13 protein-coding genes are annotated in these 14,035 nt (G+C 67.8%); 4 read left to right on the top strand and 9 right to left on the bottom strand.

Features of this window, described 5'->3' with window-relative positions:
• Positions 1–172 precede the first annotated feature (172 nt).
• Positions 173–385, bottom strand: a complete 213-nt coding sequence (locus L810_RS47280) for a hypothetical protein (RefSeq protein ID WP_155836278.1) — start codon at positions 383–385, stop codon at positions 173–175.
• 307 nt (positions 386–692) lie between these two features.
• On the opposite strand from L810_RS47280, the gene L810_RS15895 reads away from it, so the two are divergent.
• Positions 693–1,829 carry a branched-chain amino acid ABC transporter substrate-binding protein gene (locus L810_RS15895; protein ID WP_021159308.1) on the top strand — a complete coding sequence of 379 codons (1,137 nt, stop codon included), beginning with the start codon at positions 693–695 and terminating at the stop codon, positions 1,827–1,829.
• 324 nt (positions 1,830–2,153) lie between these two features.
• Positions 2,154–3,464 carry an MFS transporter gene (locus L810_RS15890; RefSeq protein WP_042974914.1) on the top strand — a complete coding sequence of 437 codons (1,311 nt, stop codon included), beginning with the start codon at positions 2,154–2,156 and terminating at the stop codon, positions 3,462–3,464.
• Positions 3,465–3,571: 107 nt separating this feature from the next.
• Here the strand turns inward: L810_RS15890 and L810_RS15885 are convergent, their stop codons facing one another.
• The 5 genes from L810_RS15885 to L810_RS15865 form a co-directional block, all read right to left on the bottom strand.
• Positions 3,572–4,009, bottom strand: coding sequence for a DoxX family protein (locus L810_RS15885; RefSeq protein ID WP_021159306.1), 438 nt, complete (start codon positions 4,007–4,009; stop codon positions 3,572–3,574).
• A gap of 192 nt (positions 4,010–4,201) precedes the next feature.
• A complete protein-coding gene (locus L810_RS15880) occupies positions 4,202–4,657 on the bottom strand; it encodes an RbsD/FucU family protein (protein ID WP_021159305.1) in 456 nt (151 codons plus the stop codon).
• A gap of 79 nt (positions 4,658–4,736) precedes the next feature.
• Positions 4,737–5,138: a nuclear transport factor 2 family protein gene (locus L810_RS15875; protein WP_021159304.1), complete on the bottom strand. Its 402-nt coding sequence runs from the start codon at positions 5,136–5,138 to the stop codon at positions 4,737–4,739.
• 138 nt (positions 5,139–5,276) lie between these two features.
• On the bottom strand, positions 5,277–6,791 hold the full coding sequence (locus L810_RS45230; protein ID WP_021159303.1) for an aminotransferase class IV: 1,515 nt from the start codon (positions 6,789–6,791) through the stop codon (positions 5,277–5,279).
• On the bottom strand, positions 6,788–7,939 hold the full coding sequence (locus tag L810_RS15865; protein WP_042974912.1) for a branched-chain amino acid ABC transporter substrate-binding protein: 1,152 nt from the start codon (positions 7,937–7,939) through the stop codon (positions 6,788–6,790). The genes L810_RS45230 and L810_RS15865 overlap by 4 nt, the downstream gene beginning before the upstream one ends.
• Positions 7,940–8,065: 126 nt before the next feature.
• On the opposite strand from L810_RS15865, the gene L810_RS15860 reads away from it, so the two are divergent.
• Positions 8,066–8,548, top strand: coding sequence for an Lrp/AsnC family transcriptional regulator (locus L810_RS15860; RefSeq protein ID WP_042974910.1), 483 nt, complete (start codon positions 8,066–8,068; stop codon positions 8,546–8,548).
• A 66-nt stretch (positions 8,549–8,614) separates the two neighbouring features.
• Here the strand turns inward: L810_RS15860 and garD are convergent, their stop codons facing one another.
• Positions 8,615–10,168: a galactarate dehydratase gene (gene garD, locus L810_RS15855; RefSeq protein WP_021159302.1), complete on the bottom strand. Its 1,554-nt coding sequence runs from the start codon at positions 10,166–10,168 to the stop codon at positions 8,615–8,617.
• A 228-nt stretch (positions 10,169–10,396) separates the two neighbouring features.
• On the opposite strand from garD, the gene kdgD reads away from it, so the two are divergent.
• Complete coding sequence (gene kdgD / locus L810_RS15850; protein ID WP_021159301.1) at positions 10,397–11,311, top strand: 5-dehydro-4-deoxyglucarate dehydratase; 915 nt, start codon at positions 10,397–10,399, stop codon at positions 11,309–11,311.
• A 183-nt stretch (positions 11,312–11,494) separates the two neighbouring features.
• Here kdgD and L810_RS15845 read toward each other — a convergent pair whose 3' ends face one another.
• Positions 11,495–12,046, bottom strand: a complete 552-nt coding sequence (locus L810_RS15845) for a hypothetical protein (RefSeq protein ID WP_021159300.1) — start codon at positions 12,044–12,046, stop codon at positions 11,495–11,497.
• Positions 12,047–12,382: 336 nt separating this feature from the next.
• Positions 12,383–13,960, bottom strand: coding sequence for an aldehyde dehydrogenase (NADP(+)) (locus L810_RS15840; protein WP_042974907.1), 1,578 nt, complete (start codon positions 13,958–13,960; stop codon positions 12,383–12,385).
• Between the last annotated feature and the right edge of the window lie 75 nt (positions 13,961–14,035).

Below are 14,035 nucleotides of genomic sequence, written 5' to 3'. Positions count from 1 at the left end.
CAGATGGCGTCGATTATAGAAGCGCCCCTCCGATCGCGTCGCGCCGATCGCAAGGGCGGGCAAGTTGGCGGCAGCCGTCACGTCGGGCCGTCGGCCGACCGGCTTCGACACGCCACATACGTTGCGCGCACAACCACTGCGCCGCGCATGCGACGGCCGGCCGGGAATCCGCTTATGCCAACGCCGCAGCCATGCATGCACCGGTGCCAACATGCCATGAGCGCACGGGCTTGCCGGAGCACCGGCACCGCGCATCCGCATCCGCATCCGCATCCGCATCCGCATCCGCATCCGCATCCGCATCCGCATCCGCATCCGCCAGCATAAAAATGCAACCGTACAGCGTCTTGGCGCGTTTGCGCATTCGTCGTGACGATTTCGGCATATATCAGGGTTATCGACGATATGCCGATATCGTCGCCGGCCGCGCACCGAACGCGCAAGACGCACGCATTTTCGCTGTCTAGACTTCGCTTCACGGTCACGAGACGACCTTCCGCCGCGGCAGCGACCGGCGTGCAGGGCCTGCGGCATCGGCCACCACACACGCCGATTCCGGCACAGCCCGGGCAGCACGCGGCACGCACGCACGGCCCTCGCATCGGCCTGCCGACCGAACCGTCTCGCCCGGTTTACCGGTGCCGGCCCGCCAGCCGGCGGCGGCCCAACCACGCCATCAAGGGGAAGTGAAAGTGAAGCTGAAGGTATCGCACGTCGCGCTGGCCGCTGCCTGCGCACTGTCGGGCGCGCACGCCATTGCCGCCGACGTCGTCAAGATCGGTTTCGCCGCACCGCTGACCGGCCCGCAGTCGAACTACGGCACGGACATGCAGAAGGGCGTGCAGCTCGCGATCGCCGATTTCAACGCGACGCGTCCGACGATCGGCGGCAAGCCCGTCACGTTCCAGCTCGATTCGCAGGACGACCAGGCCGACCCGCGCACGGGCACGACCGTCGCTCAGCGGCTGATCGACGACAACGTCCGCGGGATCATCGGGCACTTCAACTCGGGCACGAGCATTCCCGCGTCCGACCTGTACGATCGCGCGGGGCTGCCGCAGATCTCGATGGCCACGTCGCCGCAATACACCGCGCGCGGCTACAAGACGACCTACCGGCTGCTGACGAGCGACGCGCAAGCGGGCCGCATCGTCGGCACGTACGCGGTGAAGACGCTGCGCTTCAAGCGCATCGCGATCATCGACGACCGCACGGCCTACGGCCAGGGCATCGCCGACGAATTCGCAAAAGCCGTCGAGGCGGCGGGCGGCACGATCATCAAGCGCGACTTCACGAACGACAAGGCGCTCGATTTCTCAGCGATCCTGACCAACCTCAAGGGAATGAACCCGGACGCGATCTTCTACGGCGGCGGCGATGCGCAATCGTCGCCGATGATCCGCAAGATGCGCCAGCTCGGGATGAAGTCGGCGTTCGTGACGGGCGAGATGTCGCGCTCGCCGACGTTCCTGAAGGTCGGCGGCGACGCGGCCGAAGGCGCGATCGTCTACATGGGCGGGCTGCCGAAGGAGAAGATGCCGGGCTTCGCCGGTTACGCGGCACGCTACAAGGCGCGCTTCAACGAAGACGTGATCACCTACTCGCCGTACTCGTATGACGGCACGATCGCGCTGCTCACCGCGATGAAGGACGCGAACTCGACCGACCCGAAGGTGTACACGCCGTATCTCGGCAAGGTGTCGGTCAAGGGCGTGTCGGCCCCGAGCATCGCGTACGACGCGAAGGGCGACCTGAAGGATGCGCCGGTGACGATCTACAAGGTCGAGCGCGGCACGTTCAAGCCGGTCGATACGATCGCCGGCAACTGATACGCAACCCGGCCCCGCGCGGCGCGTCAGCGGCTCACCGGCCGCCCGCGCCGCACGCGCTTTTGCCCCGGCCCCGGCCGCGCGCTCCGAAGCATTCCCCGTCGCACACCCGCGCGCGCATTTCGCGCTCCTGTAGAATCCTCCCACCCGCTTTGACGCTTCGTCCCTGCCGTGCCCCATCCCGGTGCGGCGGCGCGTGTTGCGCGCCTCACCCGGCACACGACACGCTTCGACGATGCAAGCCGCGCCTTGTCAGTCCATGCCGATAGCGGGCCCTGGAGACGCAGCACCGACAACAACATTCGAAAACCGATCGTCCTGACCATGCAAGCTTCCGAATTGAGCGGCGTGCCTCGCGCCGCCGAACGCGCGCTCACGCGCAGCGACTACAAGACCCTTGGCCTTGCCGCACTCGGCGGCGCCCTCGAGTTCTACGACTTCATCATCTTCGTGTTCTTCGCGCCGGCGATTGGGCAACTGTTCTTCCCGCACGACATTCCCGACTGGCTGCGCCAGTTGCAGACGTTCGGCATCTTCGCGGCCGGCTATCTCGCGCGCCCGCTCGGCGGCGTGATCATGGCGCACTTCGGCGACCTGTTCGGCCGCAAGCGGATGTTCACGCTGAGCGTGCTGATGATGTCCGTGCCGACGCTGCTGATGGGCCTGCTGCCGACCTACGACACGATCGGCATCCTCGCGCCGGTGTTGCTGCTGCTGTTCCGCGTGCTGCAGGGCGCGGCGGTCGGCGGCGAGGTGCCGGGCGCGTGGGTGTTCGTGTCCGAGCACGTGCCGTCGCGTCATATCGGCTATGCATGCGGCACGCTGACCGCGGGCCTGACGGCCGGCATCCTGCTCGGCTCGCTCGTCGCCGCCGGCATCAACAGCCGCTACTCGACCGCCGAAGTCGGTGCGTTCGCATGGCGCATCCCGTTCCTGCTCGGCGGCGTGTTCGGCCTGTTCTCCGTGTACCTGCGCCGCTGGCTGCATGAAACGCCGGTGTTCGCCGAGATGAAAGCGAAGAAGGCGCTCGCGGCCGAGATTCCGCTGAAGGCCGTGCTGCGCGACCACGGCCGCGCGGTAATCGTGTCGATGCTGCTCACGTGGATGCTGTCGGCCGCGATCGTCGTCGTGATCCTGATGACGCCCGCGCTGCTGCAGAAGCAGTTCCACCTGACGCCCGCGACGACACTGTTCGCGAACAGCGTCGCGACGCTGTGCCTGACCGCCGGCTGCATCACCGCCGGTTCGCTCGCGGGCTGGATCGGCGCGAAGCGCGTGCTCGGCATCGGCGGCCTCGGGCTGGCCGCGTGCTACTACCTGCTGTTCGTGCAGGTCGCGGCCGATGCGTCGACGCTGCCGCTCTACTACGGGATCGCGGGCTTCATGGTCGGCACGATCGGCGCGGTGCCGTTCGTGATGGTCAAGAGCTTCCCGGCCGTCGTGCGCTTCTCGGGCATCTCGTTCTCGTACAACGTCGCGTATGCGATCTTCGGCGGCCTCACGCCGGTAATCGTGTCGCTGATGATGAAATCGAATCCGCTCGCGCCGGTCGTGTACGTCGCGGCGATCTGCGTGCTCGGCGCGATCGCCGTGCAGTTCTCGAAGGATGCGAAGGACGTGAAGGACGCACGCTGAACGTCGGCGCGCACGCGCCGGCCGGATGAACGAAGGGCCGAATCCCGCGGCGTGCGGGATTCGGCCCTTTTGTTATGACTCGGCCTGGCGGCGCGAGTCAGCCCGGTTCAACGCAGCACGCCGTACGACGAACTCGGCCGGCGCAGCGCGTCGATGCTCGCGCCGCCGGCGCCGGTGACGAACAGCAGCAGGAACCCGCCGGCGATCGCGACGTTCTTCCAGAAGTGAATCACCATGTCGTGCTGGACGGCGGCGCTCGTCGCGTCCCAGAAATTGTGCCCGACCATCGCGGTCGCGATCGTGTAGACCGCCATCAGCAACGCGAGCGGCCGTACCTTGTAGCCGACGATCAGCAGCAGGCCGCCCAGCCCCTCGATCGCGACGACGATCGGCGCGACGACCTGTTGATAGGGCACGTTCATCCCGTGCAGATACGCGATGAAATCGCTGTAGCCGAGCAGCTTCATGATGCCGCCCCACAAGAACAACGCCGCCAGCGCCAGGCGTGCGAAAAAAATGACGCCGGAATCGACGGTACGCGTCATGCCTCTCTCCTCGTATGCAATTCGGCCGCTTGCCCCGGGCGCGCCCGGGCGGTTCGACGCCGCGCGGCCCCGAAGGGGGCGCGGCAAATGGGCCAGCATAGAGGGTCTTTTCGCCGTGTCCAAGAAAAAGGTTGTAGCAAATCTTTACACTGCGGCGGCCGCGCCGGCGGCTCGACGCACTGAAAACCGCGTTTAGCCCGCGTCGCTCAACAACACCCCTTTCTTGAAGATGAAACAGCCATAGCCGCGCAACTCGCCGGTGACGATCACCGCGTAGGCCTGCTGCGCGCGCTCGTAGAACGCGAAACGGTCGATACCCGCGAGCGGCACCGCGCGCCCTTCCGCGCGATCGATCTCGGCCTGCACTTCGCGCTGCACGGGCGGCACCGCGGCTGCGTCGCCGACGACTTCCATCCGCCATGCGGGCGTGTCGACGAACGTGTCGAGCGGCAGCACGGACAGCACCGCGCGCACGACGCGCGCCGAATCGGCGCCGTCGATGCGCAACGCGCGGCCGACCACCGTGTGCTCCGCGACGGATTCCGCCGGGAAATTCGCATCGCAGATCGCGATTTCATCACCGTGCCCCATCGCACGCAGCGTGTGCAGGATGTCGGCGTGCAGCAGCGGGTCGAGATTCTTCAGCATGTCGGCTAGTCTCCAGGATCAGGAACGAATCGCATAACGTTACCCGATCCCGGCGGCCGTTGCGCATGCATCGCTCACGTCACGACGCCGCGGCCGGCATCTCGTCGATGAAACCGGTGATCGTCGCGAGGCGGCCCGACGCGTCGACCGTGCCGAAGTCCGAACCCTTCACGATCGCCGCGCCGTCGGGCGACACGAGCGCCCACGAGAACCGCAGGTGCTGGCCGAACGCGTCGACGTCGGTCGTGCGGCGAAAGCGGAACGCGGGGAAGCGTGCCTGCACGGCCGCGATCATCGCGTCGATGCCTGCGTGGCCGTCGCCGGCCATCAGCGGATCGCGATAGGCCGCGTCGCTCGCATAGGTCGCATCGATCAGCGCGCGGCGGCGCGCGACGTCGGGTTCGTTCCATGCGTCGAAGTAGCGTTCGATCAGGTCGGCGTGAATGGACGAGGCGGACGAGGCGGATTGGGCGGTGTTCATGGCGAGGCTCCTTGTGTCGATGAGGGGACGAGGTCGCGAACGTTGCGTGTTTCGTATTCGCGTGCCGTCATCGTCGCCGGCCTCGCGCGGGCGGTCGATTACGTGCGAGGTAAGGAAATCGCGCCCGCGCCGCCGCGATCAGCCGGCCGCGGAGTGGGCCGCGCAGTTGGCCGCGTAGTCGACCGCCAGGCTCCACGCCGGATCCTCGTGCTTCGCCCAGTACGCGTCGAACAGCCGGCGCGTCATCGGGCCCGGCCGGCCGTCGCCGATCGGTGCGCCGTTCAGCCGCGTGACGGGCATGATCCCGCCGGCTGTCGACGTGATGAACACCTCGTCCGCTTCGCGCAGTTGCGCATCGTCGACACGGCCAGCCTGCGCGTCGATGCCCATCGACGCCGCCAGCTCGAACACGGTCTGCCGCGTGATGCCGTGCAGCACGCCGCGCTCGGGCGTCCGAAGCCGGCCGTCGCGCACGATGAAGACGTTGAACCCGGGCCCTTCGGCGATGCTGCCGTCCGTGCACTTCAGCACGACCGACTCCGCACCCGCGTCATACCCCTTCAGCAGCCCGGCGACGAGGTCGAGCCAGTGGTAGTTCTTGATCTGCGGATCGACCGATTCGGGCGGAATCCGCCGCACGTCGTCGACCAGATGCAGGTGCAGGCCCTCGCGCAACTGCCGCTCGTTCGCGACCGAGCCGTACGGCACCGCGAACGCGATGAACTGGTTGACCGCGTCGCGCGGGTCGCGGCTGAAGGTGGGCGATACGCCGCGCGTGCACAGCATTTCTACGTATGCGTTGCGCAGGCCCGAGCGGCGCACGCATTCGACGAGGATGTCGCGCAGCGCGTCGTCGCTCAACGGTACGTCCAGCCGCAGCCGCGCCAGCGAGCGCCTGAACCGCGCGATGTGCCGGTCGAGGCGGAAGAAGCGGCCGTTCCACACGTGCACGGTGTCGTACGTGACGTCGGAATGCAGGAAACCCCAGTCGAGCACCGACACGCGCGCGTCGGCGATCGGAACGAAGCGGCCGTTCATGTACGCGGCGCCCGGCGGATACGCGGATGCTTCGCCGGACTGAATGCGCTCCGGCGCCGAACGTTTCTCGTCGGGCGCGTGCGGCGCGTAGTCGACCTGCGCGACAAACGACGCGCGATCGGCGTCGAACACGCTGCGATGCACGACCGCATTCGGCCCCGCCGCGCGATCGAACGACAGCTTGCCGTCGAGATGGTCGATCTCGTGCTGCATCAGCTCCGACACATCGGGCGACAGCGCGTCGCGCCGATGCAGCTCGCCGTCGAGCGTCGTGTACTGCACGCTCACCGACGCGTGGCGCTCGACACGCACGAACAGGTCCGGAAAGCACATGCAGTCGTCCCACAGCGTCATCCGCGCGTCGCTGTGCCACACGATTTCGGGGTTCACGATCACGTCGGGCCAGCCGTCCAGCGCGAGCGCGATCATCCGTTGCCCGACGCCGATCTGCGGCGCGGCGACCGCGCGGCCGAAACCGTGTTCGTCGCGAAACGCGCGCAGCGCGGCGCGCAGTGCGCCGGCGGCTTCGCGCACGGCGGGATCGGTTACGTCGCCGACCGGCCGCGCGACGTCGCGCAGCGATGCGGTGCCCACCGGAAGAATCCGCGTATTCATTTCACTACCTCCGACAAAGTCACCTTGTTGCCTCCCTTGAACGTCGAAATCGTTGCCGCCGGATTGCGCAACTCGCCGTTCGCGTCGAACGCGATCCGGCCGGTCACGCCCTGGAAGTCGACGCGATGCAGCGCGTCGACGATCTTCGCCGGATCGGCGGACTGCGCGAGCATCACCGCGTGGTAGACGGCCATCATCGCGTCATAGGCGTACGGTGCGTAGAGCTGCACGGGGGCGCCGTACTTCCGCGTGAAGCGCGCCGCGAACGCGGGGCCGCCCGGCATCTTCGCGAGGCTTCGGCCGCCGTCTGCGCACACGAGGTTGCCGTCGAGCGCATCGCCGGCCAGTTTCAGGATCTCGTGCGTGCACAGACCGTCGCCACCCAGCAGCGGCACGGCGATCCGCAGCTTCTTCATCTGCTTGAGCATCGGCCCGCCCTGCGTGTCCATGCCGCCGAAGAAGATCGCGTCGGGCGCACGGCCCTTGATCAGCGTCAGCGGCGCGCCGAAGTCGAACGCCTTGTCGGTCGTGTATTCGCGTGCGACCACGGCGGCACCCGTGTTCCCGAGCCCGCCGGCGAACACGTCCGCGATGCCCTGCCCGTAGGCCGTGCGATCGTCGACGACACCGATGCGGCGCGCGTGCAACTGCTCGACCGCATAGCGGGCGACCGCCTGCCCGAGGAAGTCGTCGTTCGCGAGCATCCGGAACGTGGTGCGATAGCCGAGACGCGTGAACGCCGGGTTGGTGGCCGACGGCGTCAGCTCCGCGATGTTCGCCGTCGCGTAGAGCCGCGCGACGGCGATCGACGTCCCCGAATTCTGGTGGCCGATCACGGCGCTGACGTGCGTATCGACGAAGCGCTGCGCGACCGTCGTCGCGACCTTCGGGTCGGCCTGGTCGTCTTGCGCGTCGAGCGCGAACGTGACCGGATGCCCGGCGACGTTTGGGTGCGCCGCGTTGATTTCGTCGATCGCGAGCCGAATGCCGCGCGCGCTGTCCTCGCCGAAATGCGCCTGCGCACCCGTGAGCGCGCCGGCAAAACCCACGACGACCGTATCCGCGCCGAACGCGGGAACGGCCGGTACAAGCGACACAAGTGGCGCCAGCAGCACGAGCGGTGCCAGCAGCAGATGTCGGAAACGCATGATGTTTTCCTCGCGGCTTCATCGTTGACGGGTGCTACGATTATCGGCAGCCGTCGCGAAATCCGATAAACATCGGGCGGCATCATTCGCGAGTTTGTTTCGTTTTTTCTCTCCGAAGGAAATCCGATGAATTCCGCCGCCACACCGCTCGACGACTTCGACCTGCGGATCCTCGCCCGCCTCCAGCACGACAACCAGATCACCAACCAGGCGCTCGCCGCCGAGATCGGCCTGAGCCCGCCCGCATGCCTGCGCCGCGTGAAGCGGCTGCGCGACGAGCGCTATATCCAGCAGGACGTTTCCGTCGTCGATCCGACCAAGGTCGGCCTCCCGTTGACGATGCTCGTCCTCGTGCAGGTCGAGCGCGAACGGGTCGACCTGCTCGACGAATTCAAGCGGTTCCTGAAGTCGCTGCCGGAAGTCATGCAGTGTTATGTGGTGACGGGGCGCGCCGATTTCGTGCTGATGATCGCGATGCGCGACATCGACCACTACGAGGAGTTTTCCACGCGCGTATTCCGGCAGCACCACAACATTCGTCACTTCGAAACGATGGTCGTGATGTCGCGCGTCAAGGTCGGGCTGTCGCTGCCGATCGACATCGCATAACGATCGCCGCAATGAAAACGGGCGCCGTCGGGCGCCCGCATCGTCCGGCGGCATCGGCCGCGCGCGTCAGGTCACCGGCGCCGGATTGAACAGCGTCAGCGCATTCGCGAGCTTCCACTGCTCCGCCCACGTGCGACGCTTGCCGCTCGCGACGTCGAGCATCAGCCGGAACAGTTCCCAGCCGGTGTCCTCGATCGTCGCCGCGCCGGTCGCGATCCGCCCCGCGTCGAGATCCATCAGGTCGTGCCAGCGGCGCGCGAGATCGCTGCGCGTCGCGACCTTGATCACCGGCACCTGTGCGAGGCCGTACGGCGTGCCGCGGCCGGTCGTGAAAATGTGCAGGTTCATCCCTGCCGCGAGCTGCAGCGTGCCGCAGATGAAGTCGCTCGCGGGCGTCGCCGCATAAAGCAGCCCCTTCTGCTTCGCGCGATCGCCGGGACGCACGACACCGGCGATCGGCGCGCTGCCCGACTTCACGATCGAGCCCATCGCCTTCTCGACGATGTTCGACAGGCCGCCCTTCTTGTTGCCGGGCGTCGTGTTCGCGCTGCGGTCGACGCGGCCGCGCTGCAGGTAACGGTCGTACCAGTCCATCTCGCGAATGATCTCGCGCGCAACGTCCTCGTTCGCCGCACGCGACGTGAGCTGCGCGACACCGTCACGCACTTCCGTCACCTCGGAGAACATGATCGTCGCGCCCGCGCGCACCAGCAGGTCGGCCGCGAAGCCGACGGCCGGATTCGCGGTGAGCCCCGAGAACGCATCGCTGCCGCCGCATTGCACGCCGACGACGAGATCCGACGCGGGGCACGTCTCGCGGCGGCGGCGGTTCAGCCGCTCGAGATGCGATTCGGCCATCGTCATGATCGAGTCGATCATCGAGTTGAAGCCGACGTGCGCGGCGTCCTGCAGGCACACGACACCGCCGTTGTCGCCGGCGCCGTCGGCCGCCACCGGAATCGCGCCGGGCGGCAGCAGACGCTCGGGCTGAAGCTTCTCGCAGCCGAGGCTCACGGTCATCACCTCGCCGCCGAAGTTCGGATTCAGGCTGATGTTGCGCAGCGTGCGGATCGGGATGTCGGCGTCGGGCGCGTCGATCGCGACGCCGCAACCGTAGGTGTGCTCGAGCCCGACCACGTCGTCGACGTTCGGGTAGCGCGGCAGCAGCTCGGCCTTGATCCGCCGCACCGCATGCTCGACGACGCCCGACACGCACTGCACGGTCGTCGTGATCGCGAGGATGTTGCGCGTGCCGACCGAGCCGTCGGCATTGCGGAAGCCCTCGAACGTATAGCCTTCGAGCGGCGGCAGCGGCGGCGCGGCACGCGTCGCGAGCGGCAGGTTGTCCAGCCCCGGCGGCTCGGGCATGCGCATCGTGCGCTCGTTGACCCAGCTGCCGCGTCGCAGCTCGGCCAGCGCATAACCGATCACCACGTTGTAGCGGACGATCGGGTCGCCGGCCGCGAGATCGACCAGCGCGACCTTGTGCCCCTGCGGCACGCCTTCGCGCAGCGTCAGCCCGTCGGCGAACGTCGCGCCCTCGGGCAGGCCGCCGTCGTTGACGACGATCGCGACGTTGTCGTCCGGATGCACGCGGATGTAGAGCGGGGAAGCAGTCATCGGAATTCCTGGAGGCTGTCGGCCATATTGTTAGTCATCATACGACATTCGACTCTGGCCTGCGATGCTGCGTAAACCCTTATCCGGAAAGACCCTATCATTTACCCGCCAGCAAATCGCTTGCGCGGTCCTTTCCCTCGTTGTACGATGACATACAACGACATCGCCAATTTGGCTCGTATGCCGTTCCCGACGAACCAGCACTCGCGCTAGACGGACGACCCGACCATGACTTCACCGCAAGAACTCAAACAGATCATCTCCCACGGCCTGCTGTCCTTTCCGCTGACGGACTTCGACGCCGACGGCAGCTTCCGCCCGTCCACCTATGCCGAGCGCCTGGAATGGCTCGCGCCGTACGGTGCGAGCGCGCTGTTCGCGGCCGGCGGCACCGGTGAATTCTTCTCGCTCACGCAGCGCGAGTATTCGGACGTGATCCGCGTCGCGACGGAAACCTGCAAGGGCAAGGTGCCGATCCTCGCCGGCGCGGGCGGCGCGACGCGCGTCGCGATCGAATATGCGCAGGAGGCCGAGCGCCTCGGCGCGAGCGGCGTGCTGCTGATGCCGCATTACCTGACCGAAGCCAGCCAGGAAGGGATCGCCGAGCACGTCGAGCAGGTGTGCCGCGCCCTGAAGATCGGTGTCGTGGTGTACAACCGTGCGAATTCGAAGCTGAACGCCGACATGCTCGAGCGCCTCGCCGATCGTTGCCCGAACCTGATCGGCTTCAAGGACGGCGTCGGCGAAATCGAAAGCATGGTGACGATCCGCCGCCGCCTCGGCGACCGCTTCGCGTATCTCGGCGGCCTGCCGACGGCCGAAGTCTATGCCGCCGCGTACAAGGCGCTCGGCGTGCCGGTGTATTCGTCGGCCGTGTTCAACTTCATCCCGAAGACGGCGATGGAGTTCTACGAAGCGATCGCGAAGGACGACCACGCAACGGTCGGCCACCTGATCGACACGTTTTTCCTGCCGTACCTGAAGATCCGCAACCGCCGCGCGGGTTATGCGGTCAGCATCGTGAAGGCGGGCGCGAAGCTCGTCGGCCACGACGCGGGCCCCGTGCGGGCGCCGCTCGTCGACCTCACCGAGGCCGAAGCGGCCGAACTCGACGTGCTGATCAAGAAGATGGGCCCGCAGTAAGCGGGGGCGGCCTGCGCGGTGCGTTGATCGGCGCCACGCAGGCCGGTTGTCGCGTCGCGCGCCGGTTCGACGGTATCGCGACCGTTCGCAGCAGTAACCCCGCACGCATCCGCCGCGACGGGTGCCGCCTCCGGCGCAGCGCTTCGCGTGACGCCCCCCCGCCTTGCAGGCCGTCCGGCCGCGTCACATCTGCGCGATGATTCCGACGATCCGGTGGCGCACGTTCGCGAGCCTGACCCGCGTCGCCTCGATCTGCCCCTGCGTGCCCGCCCGCGCGCGCGCATTCGATTCGCCGTCGAGGATCTGCCCGAGCACGTCGCGGTCGACGACCGCATCGAAGAACCGGCCGACCGTGATCGTCGCCGACTGCTTCGCGGTCGCGAGCTGGCTGTTCGCCTGCAGCAGTGCTTCGGTGCGCAGGCCCGGGTCGCGTTCGTCGATGCCGCGCCGGTACTGGAGCGCGAACACCAGTGCTTCCATGTCCTGCCGGAAACGGCGCACGGCTTGCCCGAACACGAGCGAATGCGCGTCGGCGCCCGTGACGACGCGCCCCTGGTTGATCGTCACGTCGAATTCGCTGCCGCCCAGGTCGCGCTGGAATTCCAGCAACGCATTCGCGAGCACGCGCCCTTCGCTGTACTGGCCGACCTGGGTGCGCACGGATTTCGCGACGTCGCCGATCGCTTTCCACAATCCGGCCGCGAACAGGTGATCGCCACGCTTGTTGATGTTCATCGGGGGTTCCCTCGTTGTCTTTTGTCGGTCTCTCAGGCTTGCCTGCGGGCCGGCTGGCCCGAGGCTTCGCTACTGTAGGAGAAAACCGGGGGACGGGGAAGACGGCAAGATCCACGGCAGTCACGTACCCCGAGGCCGCTGCTCCGACCGCCGCCCCCCATGCTGCCCCGACATGATTCTTGTCGACACTTCGAACAAACCTGTCTGCACCGAAACCCCTCATGCAAAAAAGGCGGAAGCGGCCCACCGGCCACATCCGCCTTTTGGTTTCCGCGTGCCGGCACCGACCCCGACGCACCGGCGGCCGGAAATCACACGCTCAATCGTCGCCGCCCGTCACTCCGCCTTCCCGTCCCGCAGCCGCGGAATCGCGAGCGGGTTCTGCTCCTGCAACCCCTCGGGCAGCAGATCGTCCGGGAAATCCTGGTAGCACACCGGGCGCAGGAAACGCTCGATCGCCGTCGCGCCGACCGACGTGACGGACGGGTTCGACGTCGCGGGGAACGGGCCGCCGTGCACCATCGCGTCACACACCTCGACGCCGGTCGGGTAACCGTTCACGAGCAGGCGCCCGGCCTTGCGTTCGAGGATCGGCAGCAGCCGGCGGGCCAGCGGCTTGTCGTCGGCGTCCATCTGCAGCGTGGCCGTGAGCTGGCCCTCGAGCGCGTCGAGCACGCGCGCGACTTCGTCGAGATCGCGGCAGCGCACGATCAGCGACGCCGGCCCGAACACTTCGTGGCTGAACGCCGGCTCGGCCAGGAACGCCTGCGCGCCGACTTCGTACAACGCGCCGCCGGCCTGGCAGTCGGTCTGCGCGGCCTCGCCCGCGCCGATTTCGCGCACGCCCGGCAGTTCGGCCAGCTTGCCGCGGCCATGGCGATACGCATCGGCGATCCCGGGCGTGAGCATCACGCCGGCCGGCTTCTTCGCGAGCGCCTGCGCGGCGACGGCTTCAAAGCGGTCGAGATCGGGGCCGTCGATCGCGAGCACGAGGCCCGGGTTGGTACAGAACTGGCCGACGCCGAGCGTCAGCGAATCGACGAAGCTCGTCGCGATCGCGTCGCCGCGCGCGGCGAGCGCCGCCGGGAACAGCACGACGGGGTTGATGCTGCTCATTTCCGCATAGACGGGAATCGGCTGCGGGCGGGCATTCGCGATCTGCACGAGCGCCATGCCGCCCTGCCGCGACCCCGTGAAGCCGACGGCCTGGACCGCCGGATGGCCGACGAGCGCCGCGCCGATCACGCGGCCGGGGCCGATCAGCAGCGAGAACACGCCGGCCGGCATCCCGGTTTTCGCGACGGCGGCGCGAATCGCGCGGCCGACCAGTTCGGACGTGCCGAGGTGCGCCTCATGCGCCTTCACGATCACCGGGCAGCCGGCCGCGAGCGCCGACGCCGTATCGCCGCCGGCCACCGAGAACGCGAGCGGGAAATTGCTCGCACCGAACACGACGACGGGCCCGAGCCCGACTTTCTGCAGCCGCAGGTCCGAGCGCGGCAGCGGCGTGCGGGCGGGCTGCGCGGGATCGATCGACGCGGCGAGGAAACGACCGTCGCGCACGACACGCGCGAACAACCGGAGCTGGCCGACGGTGCGGCCGCGCTCGCCCTGCAGCCGCGCGACGGGCAGGCCCGTTTCAGCGTGCGCGCGCTCGATCAGCGCGTCGCCGAGCGCGACGATTTCATCCGCGATCGCGTCGAGAAATGCCGCGCGGGCCGCGAGCGGCTGTGCGCGGTACGCGTCGAACGCGTCGCGCGCGAGTTCGCATGCACGCTCGATGTCGGCCGGCGCCGCGATGCCGAACGCGGGCGCGTCGATCGGCGCGCCCTTCGACGGGTCGAACGCGCGCAAGGTACCGGCCGAGCCGGCGACCGCTTCGGCGCCGATCAGCATCTCTCCTGTCAGTTGCATGGGTGTGCTCCGTGGTTCGGGAATGATGGGCTCATTGTAGCCCAACAGATACGATGTCTGCCGACATGATTTTGC

Origin of the sequence: Burkholderia sp. AU4i (genome assembly GCF_000466765.1) — a bacterium.
In the GTDB taxonomy this organism is placed as follows: domain Bacteria; phylum Pseudomonadota; class Gammaproteobacteria; order Burkholderiales; family Burkholderiaceae; genus Burkholderia; species Burkholderia cepacia.
This window is presented reverse-complemented; position numbering and strand designations above follow the sequence as displayed.

Bases quoted from the DNA above. Each gene is read 5' to 3' on its own strand.
- L810_RS15880 (WP_021159305.1), bottom strand. From the start codon at position 4,657: ATGCTGAAGAATCTCGACCCGCTGCTGCACGCCGACATCCTGCACACG.
- L810_RS15865 (WP_042974912.1), bottom strand. From the start codon at position 7,939: ATGCGTTTCCGACATCTGCTGCTGGCACCGCTCGTGCTGCTGGCGCCA.
- L810_RS15845 (WP_021159300.1), bottom strand. From the start codon at position 12,046: ATGAACATCAACAAGCGTGGCGATCACCTGTTCGCGGCCGGATTGTGG.
- garD (WP_021159302.1), bottom strand. From the start codon at position 10,168: ATGACTGCTTCCCCGCTCTACATCCGCGTGCATCCGGACGACAACGTC.
- L810_RS15890 (WP_042974914.1), top strand. From the start codon at position 2,154: ATGCAAGCTTCCGAATTGAGCGGCGTGCCTCGCGCCGCCGAACGCGCG.
- L810_RS15885 (WP_021159306.1), bottom strand. From the start codon at position 4,009: ATGACGCGTACCGTCGATTCCGGCGTCATTTTTTTCGCACGCCTGGCG.
- kdgD (WP_021159301.1), top strand. From the start codon at position 10,397: ATGACTTCACCGCAAGAACTCAAACAGATCATCTCCCACGGCCTGCTG.
- L810_RS15860 (WP_042974910.1), top strand. From the start codon at position 8,066: ATGAATTCCGCCGCCACACCGCTCGACGACTTCGACCTGCGGATCCTC.
- L810_RS47280 (WP_155836278.1), bottom strand. From the start codon at position 385: ATGCCGAAATCGTCACGACGAATGCGCAAACGCGCCAAGACGCTGTAC.
- L810_RS15875 (WP_021159304.1), bottom strand. From the start codon at position 5,138: ATGAACACCGCCCAATCCGCCTCGTCCGCCTCGTCCATTCACGCCGAC.
- L810_RS15840 (WP_042974907.1), bottom strand. From the start codon at position 13,960: ATGCAACTGACAGGAGAGATGCTGATCGGCGCCGAAGCGGTCGCCGGC.
- L810_RS45230 (WP_021159303.1), bottom strand. From the start codon at position 6,791: ATGAATACGCGGATTCTTCCGGTGGGCACCGCATCGCTGCGCGACGTC.